This is a genomic window from Arcticibacterium sp. SM2516, from assembly GCF_057914865.1.
The window spans coordinates 2296873-2311613 of record NZ_CP195290.1 but is presented as its reverse complement, the minus strand read 5'-3'; the positions used below and the strand labels follow the sequence as shown (position 1 = coordinate 2311613).

The window sequence follows — 14741 nt, the reverse complement described above, 5'->3', positions numbered from 1 at the left end:
ATAATCATGAAAAAAAGCGTAATTCTTTTATCGCTATGCCTTTTTAGCGGATTGGCTTATGGCCAGAAATTCAAAAAGGTACCCGAGTCTAAACTACAATCTTCTCTTGTAGAAAAACACATTAGATTTTTAGCTTCCGATGAGCTCATGGGGAGAAAAACAGGACATGCAGGAAACAATTCAGCTGCCAGATATATTGCAGAAGAATTCAGAAGCTATGGCATGTCGGCCATCAATGCAGGCTCTTTTTATCAGACTGTACCATTTGAGATGACCTATCAGCCAGAAACTGCGGAAATTAAAGCAGGTGCTTCGGTCTTAAGAGCCAGTGAAGATTTTCTCTTAATGAACGGTGGAGGAATTCATCAAAAAGGTCTTGAAAAGGAACATTTAGGCTATGGCTGGGTTGCTGAAGATGGCAGTTATGATGATTATAAGGATGTGGACGTTAAAGGTAAGGTTGTGGTTGTGCAGATAGGAACACCCGAAACGAAAGGCTTTAGAGAGATGATGGCTGCATCTAAAAGAAAGGAGAAAATAGCCAAAGAAAAAGGAGCAGTGGCTCTCATTGAGATCTTTAATGCCCCAATACCATGGGGAGTTTTGGTTCAAAACTTTGGAGACGGTAGCATTAGTTTAAAAGAAGAAGATAGCAATGAGTTTACAAGGTTTTTGATTTCAGCAGAAACTGCAAAGAAAATATCAAAGAGTGTAGTAGACTTGATAGACATTAATACGGATGCCATCATTAAGAAGTCGGCTTCTAGCCAAAATGTTATAGGATTAGTAGAAGGCTCAGACCCCGAATTGAAAAAGGAATATGTGGTTCTTACGGCCCATTACGACCATATAGGCTTTCACGAAGGGGAGGATTTACCGGACGATTGGATTTTCAATGGAGCTAGAGACAATGCCATAGGTGTAGCGGGTTTGTTATCCGCAGCTCAGAGTTTGGCTACTAAGCCTGCAAAACGCTCGGTTTTGTTTATTGCTTATACAGGAGAAGAAATAGGATTAAGGGGAAGTGGTTATTATGTTGAGAACCCATTGGTGCCATTAAATCAATGTGTTTTCAATTTAAACATTGATGGTGCAGGATATAATGATAAAACAAAGATTACAGGAATAGGTATCGCTAGAACGGGTGCCGAAGCTGAAATCAACACAGCCGTGGAGGCCTTGGGTTTATCGCTTATTGATGACCCTACACCTGAATTAGGCCTTTTTGATAGGTCTGATAATGTAAGATTAGCGGCAAAGGGTATACCCGCTCCTTCTTTTTCTCCAGGGTTTACTTCTTTTGACGATGAAATTGCCAAATATTATCATAAGGAAGCCGATGAAGCTGAAAGTTTGGACTTTGCTTATTGCACAAAATTTTGTCAAGCTTATGCTTTTGCAGCGAGGTTAATTGCTAATAAAAAAACAGCTCCTCAATGGATAAAAGACGATAAATATGAATCCGCCGCAAACGAACTATATCGGAAGTAGATTTGTAAATATTAAGGAATTTAAAGGATTTATAGAGGTTTCCTAAATATCTGCTGTAGTCTTCCTTTTTTTGTCCTAAAAATCTATTATTTATGTAATACAAATTTTGTTTTGGCTTCAAATTATAGTGTTTTTTCACTAAATTCGCAGCCTGATTTAAAGATTATCGAATTCATTATTTTATAAAGAGAAACCCATAATGGCCGAAACTGCTAAGCTGACACTAGGAGGCAAAGAATACGAATTTCCAATATATACTGGTACTGAAGAAGAGAGTGCTATTGACATTTCGAAATTAAGAGGACAATCTGGATATATTACTATCGACCCAGGTTATAAAAACACGGGAGCTACCACTTCTGCCATTACTTTTTTAGATGGTGAAAAAGGTATCTTAAGATATAGAGGATATTCTATTGAAGAGTTGGCAGATAAGGCTGATTTCTTAGGAGTTTCTTATTTATTGATATACGGTGAATTACCAAATAAAGCACAATACGATAAGTTTGTAAATGACATCACTCGCCATACCATGGTGAATGAGGACATGAGAAAAATATTTGATGGTTTTCCTGTGAATGCACACCCTATGGGTGTTATGTCTTCATTGGTAAGTGCCATGAGTGGTTTTTATCCAGAGTCTTATAATAAAGACACTGAAAAGGATATAGACCTTCATATTATTAGATTAATGGCGAAAATGCCAACTTTGGCTACTTGGTGTTATAAAAAGTCTCAGGGGCATCCTATCAATTACCCAAAGAATAAACTGGATTATTGCTCAAACTTCCTTCAAATGATGTTTGGACTTCCAGTGGAAGATTACACGGTAAATCCGATTGTATCGAGTGCATTGAACAAACTATTGATTCTTCATGCAGACCACGAGCAAAATTGCTCTACTTCTACAGTAAGATTGGTAGGTTCTTCTCAAGCGAATTTATATTCTTCTATTTCTGCTGGTATTTCAGCACTTTGGGGACCTCTTCATGGCGGTGCAAACCAAGCGGTGATTGAGATGTTAGAATCCATTAAAGAAGATGGTGGGGGAGTTGAGAAGTATCTGAATAAAGCTAAAGATAAAAACGACCCGTTTAGATTGATGGGTTTTGGTCACAGAGTATATAAAAACTTTGACCCAAGAGCAAGAATTATCAAAAAGGCTGCGGATGAAGTTTTAGAAGCTTTAGGAATTGATGATCCTATTTTAGAAATAGCGAGAGGTTTGGAGGAAGCGGCTCTTAATGATGAATATTTCATCTCTAGAAAGCTTTATCCAAATGTAGATTTCTATTCTGGAATTATTTACAGAGCCTTAGGAATCCCTACCAACATGTTTACCGTGATGTTTGCTATTGGTCGTCTTCCAGGTTGGATTGCCCAGTGGAAAGAATTACGTGAAAACGGTGAGCCTATTGGTCGCCCACGTCAAATATACACGGGAGAAAAAGAAAGAGCCTTTGTGGATATTGAGAACAGATAATATTCCCATATGGATATAAAGCAAAAGAGAGTGGCCAAATGGTCACTCTCTTTTTGCTTTTTAAGGATCGAGTAGTTTAAAGATTTAAGCTCTTGAACGAACCGCGTCTAAGAAGGCATCTTTTCTTCTTCTGCTTATCTCCGCGTTTAGGTTATTTATAAGTCTAACCATTTTTACGCCCCCATTCAATTGAATGCTGGATATATGGTCTAAGTTTACCATATAAGATTTGTGTGTTCTGAAAAATGAAAATTTAGTAAACGTTTTCTCCATTTCCTTGAGTGTTTTGGAAATGATAATCTGCTCTCCATCCTCCATAGAAACCTCAGTATAATTGGCATCTGCTTTAAGAAGCACAATTTCACTTGGGCTTACATGCCTTTTTCCGATTAATCGTATTTCTGTTTTCATGTAGTTATGGAAAATTTTATGGTTGAAAGTCTTATAGATGACCCGCGAACTTCTGGAATGGTTGGAAGTATCAAAGAAATAATTTAAAATAAACCCAATTAAATTGAATTTCACCCTTTTATCCTATTTGATTAATTAGATGATAAAGCTTGCTTACTTTTGAGTAGAAAAATCAGAAAATTCAGTGAGTAATATTTTAGAAATTCGGCATATCGTTAAGAATTATGCCAGCCACCGTGCTTTAGACGATGTAAGTATATCTGTCCCTCAAGGAATAATTTTTGGTCTATTGGGGCCAAATGGAGCAGGCAAAACCTCCTTAATTAGAATAATCAATCAAATTACAGCACCAGACGCTGGTGATGTTTTGATAGATGGGGAGCATCTCAGTCAAAAGCACATTTATGACATCGGTTATTTGCCAGAAGAACGTGGTCTTTACAAAAAGATGAAGGTAGGAGAGCACCTGATTTACCTGGCTAGGCTTAAAGGATTGTCAAAGGCCGAAGCCATGGAGAAATTGAAAGAATGGTTTATCAAATTCGATATAAAGACTTGGTGGGATAAACCGGTGGAAGATTTATCGAAGGGGATGCAGCAGAAAATTCAATTTGTAGCCACCGTCCTTCATAAGCCTAAACTACTTATTCTAGACGAACCCTTCAGTGGTTTTGACCCCATTAATGCCAATATTATCAAGGATGAGATTTTGGAATTAAAAGCCAATGGCAGCACTATTATCTTTTCTACGCATAGAATGGAGTCTGTGGAGGAGCTTTGTGATAATGTGGCTCTGATCAATAAGTCTAAAAAGATTTTAGATGGCTCTAAAGCAGAATTGAAAGAAGCCTTTAAGACGAATACTTTTGAAATTGAATTTGAAGGAATATTAAACGCCAATGAGCAGGTCTTTTCAATTTTGAATACACAGGAAGGAGAGAATGGCATCATGAAAGGGCAGGTGAGGCTTAATGAAGGCGTGGGTACTAACGACATGATTAAAACACTTATGGAGCAAGTGGAGCTGAAAGGTTTTAATGAAAAGATACCTTCAATGAACGACATTTTTATAGCAGCGGTAAACGGTGAAAAAGCATAATTTATAAGACATGAAAAACATTTTACTAATTATAGAAAGAGAATATTTAACTCGCGTTAAAAAGAAGAGTTTCATACTGCTCACGGTTTTGGTACCAGTGTTGATAATGGGTATGTATGCGGCTATATTTTTTGCGATTATTAGTGGAACTGAATTAAAGAAAATTGCAGTAATAGATGACAGTGGGCTGTTTATAAATAAAATAGAGACCACCAAAGAGTATGAATTCTCTTTTAGTGATAGGGACTTAAACGATGCCAAAAGCAATTTCGCAAATGAAGGAACAGATGCACTTGTTTTTATTCCGGAAGACATCATGGATCATCCAAATGGTGTGAAGATTTTTGCGGAAAATGGCGTGTCTTTGGATCTGCAAAGCAAAATAGAAAACAGTATTGAAAGGGAAATAGAAAACATCAAACTTTCGGAGGCTGGAATCGCAAGATCGGTGCTCAAAGATTCTAAAATAAACGTTAATTCTGAAACCATCAGTATTCAAGAAGGAGAAGAGAAAACAAGCAGTTCGGGTGGAGCTACGGCCATTGGTTTTATTACTGCTTTTTTAATTTATATGTCTATTTTTATTTATGGCGTGCAGGTGATGAGAGGCGTAATGGAAGAGAAAACCAGCAGAATAGTGGAAGTTATTATTTCCTCTGTAAAGCCTTTTCAACTTATGATAGGTAAAATTATAGGGGTGGCTCTTGTGGGTTTAACCCAGTTTACGCTTTGGATTATTTTTGTCATAGCCTTAATGTCTGTAGCAGGAAAAGTGCTAGCACCTAAAATGCAAGAGGTTTCTAAAATTAGTGCAGCACAGATGCAAAATTTGCCACCAGAAGCCAGAGAGGCAGCAGAAGCCCAAATGCAGAGTGGAGTTGGTATTAACGGAGCATTGCCAGATGTGATGCAAGCCATTGAAGCATTGCCAATAGGAACAATAGTCGTTTCTTTTTTATTCTATTTTTTAGGGGGGTATTTGCTTTATAGTTCACTTTTTGGAGCTGTGGGTTCAGCAGTAGATGGAGAAACGGACACGCAGCAGTTTGTGCTTCCTATCACGCTACCCATCATTGCGGCCTTTATTATGGCTCAGTTTGTTATTAAAGACCCACACGGTCCATTGGCATTTTGGGGTTCCATGGTACCTTTCACTTCACCTATTATAATGATGGTAAGGATTCCTTTTGGGGTGCCAGTATGGCAAATCGTACTCTCTATTTCCTTGTTAATTGGTGGCTTTATTTTTACAACCTGGTTGGCATCTAGAATTTACCGTATAGGCATTTTGATGTATGGAAAAAAGGTGACGTGGAAAGAACTTTCTAAATGGATTTTTTATAAGGGCTAGAAAAGCTTATTTATCAGGATAGAAAAAGGCGAACCATGGATTCGACTTTTTCTATAATGTCACTATTTGTTAGTTATGTGCTCTCCGTAACGCCTCCTTCTGGCACTTCAAATACTTTTGTATCAGGAATAGACTTCAGGAATTTAAAATCAGAGAATATTCGTTTATAATTGGTGTTCTCTTCACCCATCGCCCCATCTTTCCATGTGAAATTTCGCATGCTACCAGGCATCATAATACCATTAATGCTCTGATAATCGGAGTAAATTTTCGCACTATTTATTCCAGCATTTTCTTTGTCGAAAAATGATACGGAATAAGTCAAAATCTCTAAAAGTGAAGTGCTAGGGTCTATGTATAAATAGTAAACATCTTCTGGTGTTAATCCTATTTCAGAACCAAAAGTAACTTTCAGTGTTTCGTATGCTTTTTCATTAATGGTGGTTTCTCCATCGTAAAATACATGGACACCATTATCTTTTAAAACAAAAGGAATAGCCACAAAGTAAAAATCTAGGTTATAGTAAAAGGCTGCCGATTTACCGGGTACTTTTTCTGCGTTTGGAAGAGACCAAGCCACTTTTCCATTAAAACCAATTTCGAAGTCTTCGGCTTTAGTGTATGTTCGTCTATCCTGTAGCTGCGTAATTTGATATAGCGACTTACCACTATTTAGTAAGTTATATGATAAGCCTTCAAAGCTGTTCCAAGTATCAAGACCACCATGGGCTGCAACGGTTTTGTCTAATAGTTCTTGTCCTTTTATTTCTTCTGGACTAAGGTTTTTTTCTTGCGTTTGTTCATTTTGACAAGACAATATGGCAAGCGTGAATATTGAAAATAAGACGTATTTGATTGAAGTTAACATTTGGTTTTAGGAATAAATTGGTAAAAGAATAAGAACGGTATATTTATGTCAAAGGATTTGCTAAGAATGACTTTTGTATCCGAATCTTGTTTTTCTGATAATTAATATTTGGAAACTATTATATTCACATCGATTAAATTAGTAAATAGGCAGATTTAAACTCAAAATGTCCGATTTAGAATCATTGTTTCAGTTTATTCATCATATCTCGCCTATATCTGCTGAGACCCAAAAGGCGTTTGAAAAACTTTTTAAGCAGAAGCATTTGAAAAAAGGAGAGGTTTTCATTGAAGCAGGCGTTTATGCCAGAGAAATGGGATTTCTGAAATCTGGAATTCTACGAGCATTTTATAGAACTGCAGACGGTAAAGAATATAACAAACACTTTTTTCAAGAACCCTGTTTTATTGGCGGTTACGCTTCTTTTATTTCTGGCCAGCCAAATCAAATTATTCAGGAAGCACTAACAGATTGTGAGATTTGGGTAGCAGATTATACTAAACTGACAGATTTGTACGATAATCACCCTGACTTAGAAAGGATGTCGAGAAAGCTGGCGGAGTATTTTTTTGTTCAAAAAGAGCAGCGTGAGGTTGAAATTGTACTCTTAGATGCTGATGAAAGATACGTTATTTTCCAAAAGCAATTTTCCCATTTAGAACAACAAATTCCTCAATATCATATTGCCTCGTATTTAGGTATTACCCCCACTCAGTTAAGTAGAATTAGGCGAAAGCGGTGATTTCTTTACATATGTAAATGTGCAGCAAATATCAAGACTCGATATTGCAGCATGAAAAAGACATTTACCATTCTGATTTTATACAGAGCCACTCATCTTTGGCTTAGCCTTACCCGAGAAGAACGAGCAGACGTAGTTGAAAAGGAAATAGCTCCTTTGCTAAATAAATTTAGCAAAACGCTACATGTTCGTTTTTTTGATAGTGAAGCGTTTCATGCCGAAACCTCCGATTTCATCATTATAGAGTCTGCGGAGCTAAACGACTACTATTATTTCATGGAACATCTTAGAGATACCAGTCTTTTTGGTAAACCTTATATTGTATTAAATGATATAATCATGGGTCTTGAAAATGGGTTTAAAAATTTTGAAGAAAATGAAGCTAAGTAAAAACAAGGTTCTAATAACGGGTGGTAGTAAAGGAATTGGTCTAGCCATGGCTCAAAAGTTTTTGGCTTTAGAGAATGAAGTCATCATAGTAGCTAGGAATTTAGACGGCTTAAAAAGTGTACAAAAGGAGCATCCTAAGCTTATAATTTATCAATCTGATTTAACTCAGCTTGAAGCGATGGCAGCCTTAGTCACTTTTATGAAGAGAGAGCATCCGGACTTAAATATCTTAGTCAATAATGCTGGGATACAACATAACTATAGTTTTTTAGAAGAAAGTGATCTGCCAAGCAAGATTGAAGAAGAGTTTCGTATCAATCTTTTAACGCCTATCCATCTGATTACAGCTTTGTTGCCAGTATTAGAGTCGAATGAAAACTCTGCTATTGTAAATGTAAGTTCAGTCTTGGGGATTGTGCCAAAGGCAAATGCTGCAGTTTACTGTGCTTCAAAGGCGGGTTTACATATTTTTAGTCTATCGTTTCGATATCAATTAAGGAAGACAAAGCTTTTTGAACTAATTCCACCACTTGTAGACACACAAATGACTGCTGGGAGAGGGACAGGGAAGATTTCGCCAGAGTCTTTGGTAAATACATTTTTCAAGAGTTTTGAAAACGATAATTACGAGATTAGCGTTGGCAAAGTAAAACTGCTCAGACTAATCAATAGGATCAGCCCGAGCATAGCTGATAGAATAATGAAAACTAATTATAAATCTAGTCCTAAAAAGGGATAAGGATTAAGACAAACGGATTTATAGTGTTCTAAATCACTTTCTGAACACACCCCTGGGAAATCTCCCACCTGACCTTCCATGGTATTCATCACCTGAAAGTGTACGTGCGGCGGCCAGTTGCCGTTTTCTGGAAAAGAGCCAACTTCTGCAAAATGCTCTCCTTTTCTTATCACTTTTCGGTTTTTTAGGCCTTCTAAGGATGCTAAGGAAAGATGCCCAAAAAGGTAGAAGGTTTTAGTAGCCATAGACCTTAAAATAATGGTAGGACCATAATCACCATTTTGAGCATTGTTTTTGAAGCTGTGAATAGTACAGTTTTCTGGGCAAAAAAGAGGGGTATAAGCATCCATCCAGATATCGACACCTAAATGATGTGAACGCTGTTTGTCACCTTGAAAGTGACTTTTTTGATTATAGACCACTCTGTTTTCCAACCAGCCACCGAGGCCTACTTTAACATTAGCTTGCTTTAATTTGTCAGAAACGTATGTATTAAAGGCTTCTATATCTTCAAAGTTTATCGTTTCTAATGCTTTGTTTTCTTTGGTAAAGTCCAGTTGGAGGTATTGACCAGGCTTAAGGTCGAAAGGCGTAATGCTAGCGTACATATTTCTAAAAAGGAACCCATTTAAATTTGATCACAAAGATTCAGAATAAGTATTTAAAACTTAAAGGAATTTCTGCATTTTAATATCGGACCTAGCATACTGGCTGTTGCCTAAATCCACCTGCTCAAAGCCTGCTTTTATATAAAGAGAAATAGCAGACTTTAAGATAGAATTGGTATAAATAATAAGTTTTTGTGCTCTTAAAATCTCCGCATGAGTGATGGCATGTAAAAGCAATTGTTTTCCAATTCCTTTTCCTTGGAAACTTTCATAAACCGCCATTTTACCTAACTCGTAGGTGGTGTCGTTGATTCTTAATAAAGAAACCGTACCAGCTATTTTGTCTTGATAGCTGGCTAAAAAGACGTAACCGCCCTTTTCCAAAATTTCGGTTTCAGGATTATTGAGCTGAGTGATATCTGAAGGCTCTAAGTAGAAATACTTTTCTAACCAAGCCACATTCAGGTCTTTGAAATGATGTTTGTTTTCGTCGTTAAGACTTATGATTTTCAGCATATCGGTAGATTTTGAAGAATGTATTTAGTCTTTTTTAGTTCCTCTTAGTACATCTATTCCTGATGGGAGTGGGTTTCCTGACGTTCTTCTAAAGCTTACTACTTGTCCTATATGCCAGAGGGCATCTTCTATAGGGCCATTAATGATATTCCAAAATGGGCTTTCAGAATTACCTTTGGCACTTTCAAAAACTAACTTTTGATTTTCAGGGTCTAGTTCATGTCCTCTTAAATATTTTGAGGCTTCTTCTAGTTTGAAGAGTGTTTTAATTCTTAATTCTCCAAAGTTATTTGGCGTTATACGCTTTGAGGAATTAGTAGGAACACCCAATATGGCGTTTCTAGTCATATCTGTTAAATCATATATGTGATTTAGAGTTTCTAGGGTACTTCTTCTCTTGTCGCCATCTGGGCTATATTCTAAATCTTTTTGCTCTAGTCCAAAGGTGGCCCAATAATATCTAAAGCCAAGGCCATCAATCATTCGAGCTAAGAGGTGACTGCTAGAATAGCTTTCTGGAGCATCTGGAATTTGATAGAAATAATCTGTCTTTTGTGACATGCTGTTAAAGTAGGAAATGCAAAAGATTAGAAGGAGAAGTTTTTTCATTTTTAAGTGTTTGGGTAAGGACATTTTATCTTTTTCAAAAGTTGCTTGAATTCTTTAGAAAGTAGCGGTGAGCTGCCGAAAATTATCTGTGCCAAAGCAAAAGAGCCTAACACTTTGCAAGTATTGGGCTCTTTTTTTGATGTTAACGGGTGTGTTTAATAAGGATAATTTCTGCTATTCAGATTCTAATTGAAAGAATATGGGCATGGTGAAGTAAACATTTACTGGCTTCCCGCTTTGGAACCCAGGCTTCCATGTTGGCATCGTATCCAGTATTCTTAGTACCTCTTCATCTGTGCCGTAACCTAAACCCTTAAGTATCGAATAGTCTCCAATCGACCCATCTTTTCTTACTACGAACTTTACAAAAACTCGTCCTTCAACTTTGGCCCTTTGTGCCGCGGCCGGGTACCGAATTTCAGAATTAATAAACTTGTAAAGTTCACTGACTCCACCAGGGAACTCGGGATTTTCTTCTACCGCTGTGAATATTTCACCTGCGGTGGTAGGCTGAAGTTCTGAGTCGTTATCTACGCAGGCAGCAGCCAAAACCATCATACCCATAAATAAGGGTGCAATTAACCCGTACTTAAGTAAAGCCGTTGTCCTCGACTTTTCTTTAGTGAGCATTTGTAGTCGCGTTTTTAAGATAGACTGATTAAAAAAGTTATTAATAAGTACATTCGTATTGGTTTTAAAATGAGAACCCACCAGAATCTGTGCATAGGCTTTTTTAGAGCCTAATATTTGAGCAGCTTGTTCATCTGCCAAATACTCGTGTACCAGCTTAATTTCTTTTTGCATGAAATGAGCTACTGGATTAAACCAGCAAATCACCCCTAAAAGCTCAAACCAGAAGACATCCAAAGAGTGATATGCCCTGCTGTGCACCTCTTCATGATTTTTTATGGTTTGGTAGTTTTCTAAGTTCTTATCAATAAATATCTTTCCAAAAACAGAGAAGGCCTGTCCTTCTAGATTCTTAATGCGGAAAAGCTGCTGAAGCTTAAAAAGACCAATACTAAAACGCAATAAACCAAAGCCAAATCCGAAGAAATAAATACTAGCCAATAGTAAATTCCAGTTCCATGTAGGGCTTTCTGAAAGGTTGTCAATGGTAAACTCTTGTAATGGAATGACAGCCACTGCGGTGGAGACTTGTTCTGTCAATGACCATGATTGAATGATGCCCATTTGTAAGAAAGGTACTCCAAACGATAAAATGGAAGCCATCATCAGGTAAGCTCTATTGGCATTATAAAAGGTTTCTTTTCTAAGTACAAACCAATAGAATGCGAAGGTGATAATAAGGTATAAATTTACCTGAAGGAGATAATTAATCCAGTTCATGAGTTTAGTATTATTTCAGTGTGAGGCATTTTTTATAATGAAATGCCTGGTTATTACTGTCAAGTCATCTAATCTTTCATCTTTTCAATCAATTTCATGATGGCATCCGCCTCTTTAATGTCAATTTTTTGTTCTTCCACAAAATAAGACACCATTTGACCTACACTGCCATTAAAATAACTCGACATGAGTTTATTAGACGCAAATTTTCGGTATTGGTTTTTACTTACCAATGGAAAATATTCATAAGTTTTTCCGTAGGCTACATGGTCCACAAAACCCTTTTGCTCAAGAATCCTTACAATGGTAGATACCGTGTTATAAGCAGGTTTTGGAGTGGGTAACCTTTCTATAATGTCTTTTACAAAGGCCTTCTCTAGTGTCCAGAGTTCCTGCATTATTTCTTCTTCCGCTTTTGTTAAATCTCTTAATTCCATTTCACGTGTTTTTTTATATCGATATTCGAAGATAGAACTAATTCATTAGTTTACAAACTAATGAATTAGTTATCTTGGTGTTTTTGTGTTTTAATATTTTGAAGCCATTATAATATGGTCTAATCATCTGCTGTCGATAGGTTTGACGGATGGCTAAGTTAATATCGATATATTTTTTACTATTTTTGACCAAATACAAACTAAAAAACTAAGCCTATTTTATATGAATTCAAACGAGAAAACTCTTTTCGGGCAACCGATGGGACTTTATGTCCTGTTTTTTACAGAGATGTGGGAGCGATTCAGCTACTACGGTATGCGTGCCATTCTTCTTTTATTCTTGCTAGACTCCATAAATGGTGGTCTGGGATTAGATACAGGAGATAGTGGTGCTGTTTATGGTCTTTATACCGCATCTGTTTATTTGCTGTCTTTACCAGGAGGTTGGGTTGCAGATAATTTAATAGGTCAGAGGAGGGCTATTTGGTATGGTGGTCTTACCATTATGATTGGTCATATTGTCTTGGCTTTTCCGGCTGGGCAGCCTATTTTCTTTTTAGGCTTAGCAGTAGTGGCTTTTGGTACGGGTCTTTTAAAACCAAACATTAGTACCATCGTAGGTGAGCTTTACCCAGAAGGTGGAGGAAGAAGAGATGCTGCATTCTCTATATTCTATATGGGTATTAACCTAGGTTCTTTCTTAGGAATTACCATTGTGGGTTATTTAGGTCAAAAAGTAGGTTGGCATTATGGTTTTGGAGCTGCCGCCGTGGCCATGTTTTTAGGACTAGTTGTTTATAAGATATTTGGAACCAAATATTTGAAAAACCTAGGTATGGAAGTCAAAGTGAAAGAAAGCAGTGTAGGCTTGGACGGTAACCATGTGAAAGCCGGCAATATTAAACTAACATATACTTTTGTAGCTATTTTTGTTGCTTTGATGGTTTTCTTTGCAAGCAATGGCACTTTCATTTGGACGGGTAAATCGGAGGTTGTTCAGTCTATAGGTATCATTATAGCTACTTTATTGCCGTTTTATTTCTTAAACATGATTTATGCTTCAGGCTTAAATAAAGTGGAGCAGAAAAGGGTGGCCGTATTGGTGGTATTGTTTATCGGTGCCGTTACTTTCTGGGCAGGTTTTGAGCAGCAAGGTTCTACTTTACAGATTTTTGCCGATAGGCATTCAGAACTGCCATTTGGTATGCCATCTAGTTGGTTTCAGAATTTCAATGCCATTTTCATTCTAATGTTTGCACCTGTTTTAGGAGCATTATGGATATGGTTTGATAAGAAAAATATCAATTATTCCACTCCCGCTAAATTTGGAACGGCCCTTTTATTCTTGGCTCTTGGTTTTTATGTCATGGTTTTGGGTTCTAAAGTGGCCGTAACGGGAGCAAAAGCATCAGCCATGTTTTTAACGCTGACTTTCTTCTTTCACACCATTGGTGAGTTATGCTTAAGTCCGGTAGGTTTAAGTGCTTTTACCAAACTAGCACCAAAGAAGTTTATGAGTCAGCTGATGGGGATATGGTTTGTGGCCACTTCCATGGGGAATCTGATTGGTGGGCTTTTTACAGGAGGTTTTGATGAAGAAAACTTAGCTCAAATGCCAGAATTATATATGATGGTGGTTTGGTCGTCGCTTATTATAGGTGTTATTATTTTATTGCTTTCTAAGCCAATTACCCGACTTATGGGTGGCGTGAAGTAAAACAACATACCGTTTTAATAGATTTATTTATGGCGTTAAGGATAGGATAATGGTATAAACTGTTATCCTATTTTGCCTTTTAAACATTTAGATTTCAAATGAATATTACAGTTAGAGAAGCTCAAAAAGATGATGTGACGGCCATGATGGCACTTGTAAAAGAGCTGGCCGTTTACGAAAAAGCTCTGGAAGAAGTAAGCAATACAGAGGAAGAAATGCTTAAAGATGGTTTTGGTCCAAATCCTATTTTTGGGGCATTTGTGGCTGAGACGGAGAAGGAGATTATAGGTATCTCTATCTATTATTATAGATATTCAACATGGAAAGGAAAGCGGATCTACTTGGAGGACATCGTTATTAAGGAGTCTTTTAGAGGCCACGGTGGTGGTAAATTATTATTTGATGCCACCATAGAAAAAGGGATGAAAGAGGGTTGTACAGGAATGATGTGGCAAGTGCTGGATTGGAACAAATCTGCTATTGGTTTCTATGAAAAGTACGGAGCCAAGTTTGACGAAGAATGGGTGAATTGTCATTTGGATTTTAAGAGGTAACATGGCTTAGATGTTTCCTTTAAAATGTTAAATAATTTGCTTTATATAAGGAGTTTGGGTTGATTTATGAAAGAAAACTATCTGTCAATGAAAAAGCTTAACCTTCTTTTGTTTTTTTTGTAAGCTCGGTGGCCATGGCTCAAATTCCTTATACTCAAAAGGAATCTTTGATGAAGGAATTTCAATATGGAAGTCCAATGAAACAGCCAATTACAACTTTTCATCAAAACTGGATGAAACCAGAAAAAAGTGAGATAGACGGAATGCCCATTTTAAAACCAAAGTTCAGTTCTTCTGGAATATTGGAGGTTTCCGCTCCAGAAGAAATGCCAAACCCTCTTTTTAAGAATGAGGATTAAGCTTACAGAATAATATT

General features: G+C 37.0%; 17 protein-coding genes. 10 read left to right on the top strand and 7 right to left on the bottom strand.

Annotation, left to right across the window (positions count from 1 at the left end):
• The first annotated feature begins 6 nt into the window (after nucleotides 1-6).
• A complete protein-coding gene (locus ACSBFT_RS09640; RefSeq protein WP_489604436.1) occupies nucleotides 7-1491 on the top strand; it encodes a M28 family metallopeptidase in 1485 nt (494 codons plus the stop codon).
• 199 nt (nucleotides 1492-1690) lie between these two features.
• Nucleotides 1691-2974 carry a citrate synthase gene (locus ACSBFT_RS09635; protein WP_463046717.1) on the top strand — a complete coding sequence of 428 codons (1284 nt, stop codon included), beginning with the start codon at nucleotides 1691-1693 and terminating at the stop codon, nucleotides 2972-2974.
• Nucleotides 2975-3058: 84 nt separating this feature from the next.
• Here ACSBFT_RS09635 and ACSBFT_RS09630 read toward each other — a convergent pair whose 3' ends face one another.
• A complete protein-coding gene (locus ACSBFT_RS09630; protein ID WP_463046716.1) occupies nucleotides 3059-3385 on the bottom strand; it encodes a LytR/AlgR family response regulator transcription factor in 327 nt (108 codons plus the stop codon).
• Nucleotides 3386-3569: 184 nt separating this feature from the next.
• Between ACSBFT_RS09630 and ACSBFT_RS09625 the strand changes: the two genes are divergently transcribed.
• Nucleotides 3570-4484, top strand: a complete 915-nt coding sequence (locus tag ACSBFT_RS09625) for an ABC transporter ATP-binding protein (protein WP_463046715.1) — start codon at nucleotides 3570-3572, stop codon at nucleotides 4482-4484.
• A gap of 10 nt (nucleotides 4485-4494) precedes the next feature.
• Nucleotides 4495-5835 (top strand): ABC transporter permease, encoded by a 1341-nt coding sequence (locus ACSBFT_RS09620; RefSeq protein WP_489604435.1) that lies wholly within the window; start codon nucleotides 4495-4497, stop codon nucleotides 5833-5835.
• Between the two features lie 73 nt (nucleotides 5836-5908).
• On the opposite strand, the gene ACSBFT_RS09615 is transcribed toward ACSBFT_RS09620, so the two are convergent.
• Nucleotides 5909-6703, bottom strand: coding sequence for a DUF6503 family protein (locus ACSBFT_RS09615; protein WP_489604434.1), 795 nt, complete (start codon nucleotides 6701-6703; stop codon nucleotides 5909-5911).
• A 166-nt stretch (nucleotides 6704-6869) separates the two neighbouring features.
• Here ACSBFT_RS09615 and ACSBFT_RS09610 point away from each other — a divergent pair, with 166 nt between their 5' ends.
• From ACSBFT_RS09610 to ACSBFT_RS09600, 3 genes are read left to right on the top strand one after another with little or no spacing between them, the layout of a single operon-like run.
• Nucleotides 6870-7445, top strand: a complete 576-nt coding sequence (locus ACSBFT_RS09610; RefSeq protein WP_489604433.1) for a Crp/Fnr family transcriptional regulator — start codon at nucleotides 6870-6872, stop codon at nucleotides 7443-7445.
• A gap of 51 nt (nucleotides 7446-7496) precedes the next feature.
• Nucleotides 7497-7835, top strand: a complete 339-nt coding sequence (locus ACSBFT_RS09605) for a darcynin family protein (RefSeq protein WP_489604432.1) — start codon at nucleotides 7497-7499, stop codon at nucleotides 7833-7835.
• Complete coding sequence (locus ACSBFT_RS09600; RefSeq protein WP_489604431.1) at nucleotides 7822-8574, top strand: SDR family oxidoreductase; 753 nt, start codon at nucleotides 7822-7824, stop codon at nucleotides 8572-8574. The genes ACSBFT_RS09605 and ACSBFT_RS09600 overlap by 14 nt, the downstream gene beginning before the upstream one ends.
• Here ACSBFT_RS09600 and ACSBFT_RS09595 read toward each other — a convergent pair.
• The 5 genes from ACSBFT_RS09595 to ACSBFT_RS09575 form a co-directional block, all read right to left on the bottom strand.
• Complete coding sequence (locus ACSBFT_RS09595; RefSeq protein ID WP_489604430.1) at nucleotides 8547-9182, bottom strand: peptidoglycan DD-metalloendopeptidase family protein; 636 nt, start codon at nucleotides 9180-9182, stop codon at nucleotides 8547-8549. The genes ACSBFT_RS09600 and ACSBFT_RS09595 overlap by 28 nt on opposite strands.
• Before the next feature lie 60 nt (nucleotides 9183-9242).
• The gene (locus tag ACSBFT_RS09590; RefSeq protein ID WP_463046709.1) at nucleotides 9243-9698 is read right to left on the bottom strand and encodes a GNAT family N-acetyltransferase; all 456 of its coding nucleotides are present in this window, start codon (nucleotides 9696-9698) and stop codon (nucleotides 9243-9245) included.
• 24 nt (nucleotides 9699-9722) lie between these two features.
• Entirely contained in the window at nucleotides 9723-10307 is a 585-nt protein-coding gene (locus ACSBFT_RS09585) for a DinB family protein (protein WP_489604429.1), read from the bottom strand.
• A 174-nt stretch (nucleotides 10308-10481) separates the two neighbouring features.
• A complete protein-coding gene (locus ACSBFT_RS09580; RefSeq protein ID WP_463046707.1) occupies nucleotides 10482-11657 on the bottom strand; it encodes a M56 family metallopeptidase in 1176 nt (391 codons plus the stop codon).
• A 68-nt stretch (nucleotides 11658-11725) separates the two neighbouring features.
• Nucleotides 11726-12094, bottom strand: coding sequence for a BlaI/MecI/CopY family transcriptional regulator (locus tag ACSBFT_RS09575; RefSeq protein ID WP_463046706.1), 369 nt, complete (start codon nucleotides 12092-12094; stop codon nucleotides 11726-11728).
• Nucleotides 12095-12317: 223 nt separating this feature from the next.
• Between ACSBFT_RS09575 and ACSBFT_RS09570 the strand changes: the two genes are divergently transcribed.
• The 3 genes from ACSBFT_RS09570 (at nucleotide 12318) to ACSBFT_RS09560 (ending at nucleotide 14724) form a co-directional block, all read left to right on the top strand.
• A complete protein-coding gene (locus tag ACSBFT_RS09570) occupies nucleotides 12318-13811 on the top strand; it encodes a peptide MFS transporter (RefSeq protein ID WP_489604428.1) in 1494 nt (497 codons plus the stop codon).
• Between the two features lie 98 nt (nucleotides 13812-13909).
• Entirely contained in the window at nucleotides 13910-14365 is a 456-nt protein-coding gene (locus ACSBFT_RS09565) for a GNAT family N-acetyltransferase (protein ID WP_489604427.1), read from the top strand.
• Nucleotides 14366-14499: 134 nt separating this feature from the next.
• Nucleotides 14500-14724: a hypothetical protein gene (locus ACSBFT_RS09560; RefSeq protein ID WP_489604426.1), complete on the top strand. Its 225-nt coding sequence runs from the start codon at nucleotides 14500-14502 to the stop codon at nucleotides 14722-14724.
• Nucleotides 14725-14741 lie beyond the last annotated feature (17 nt).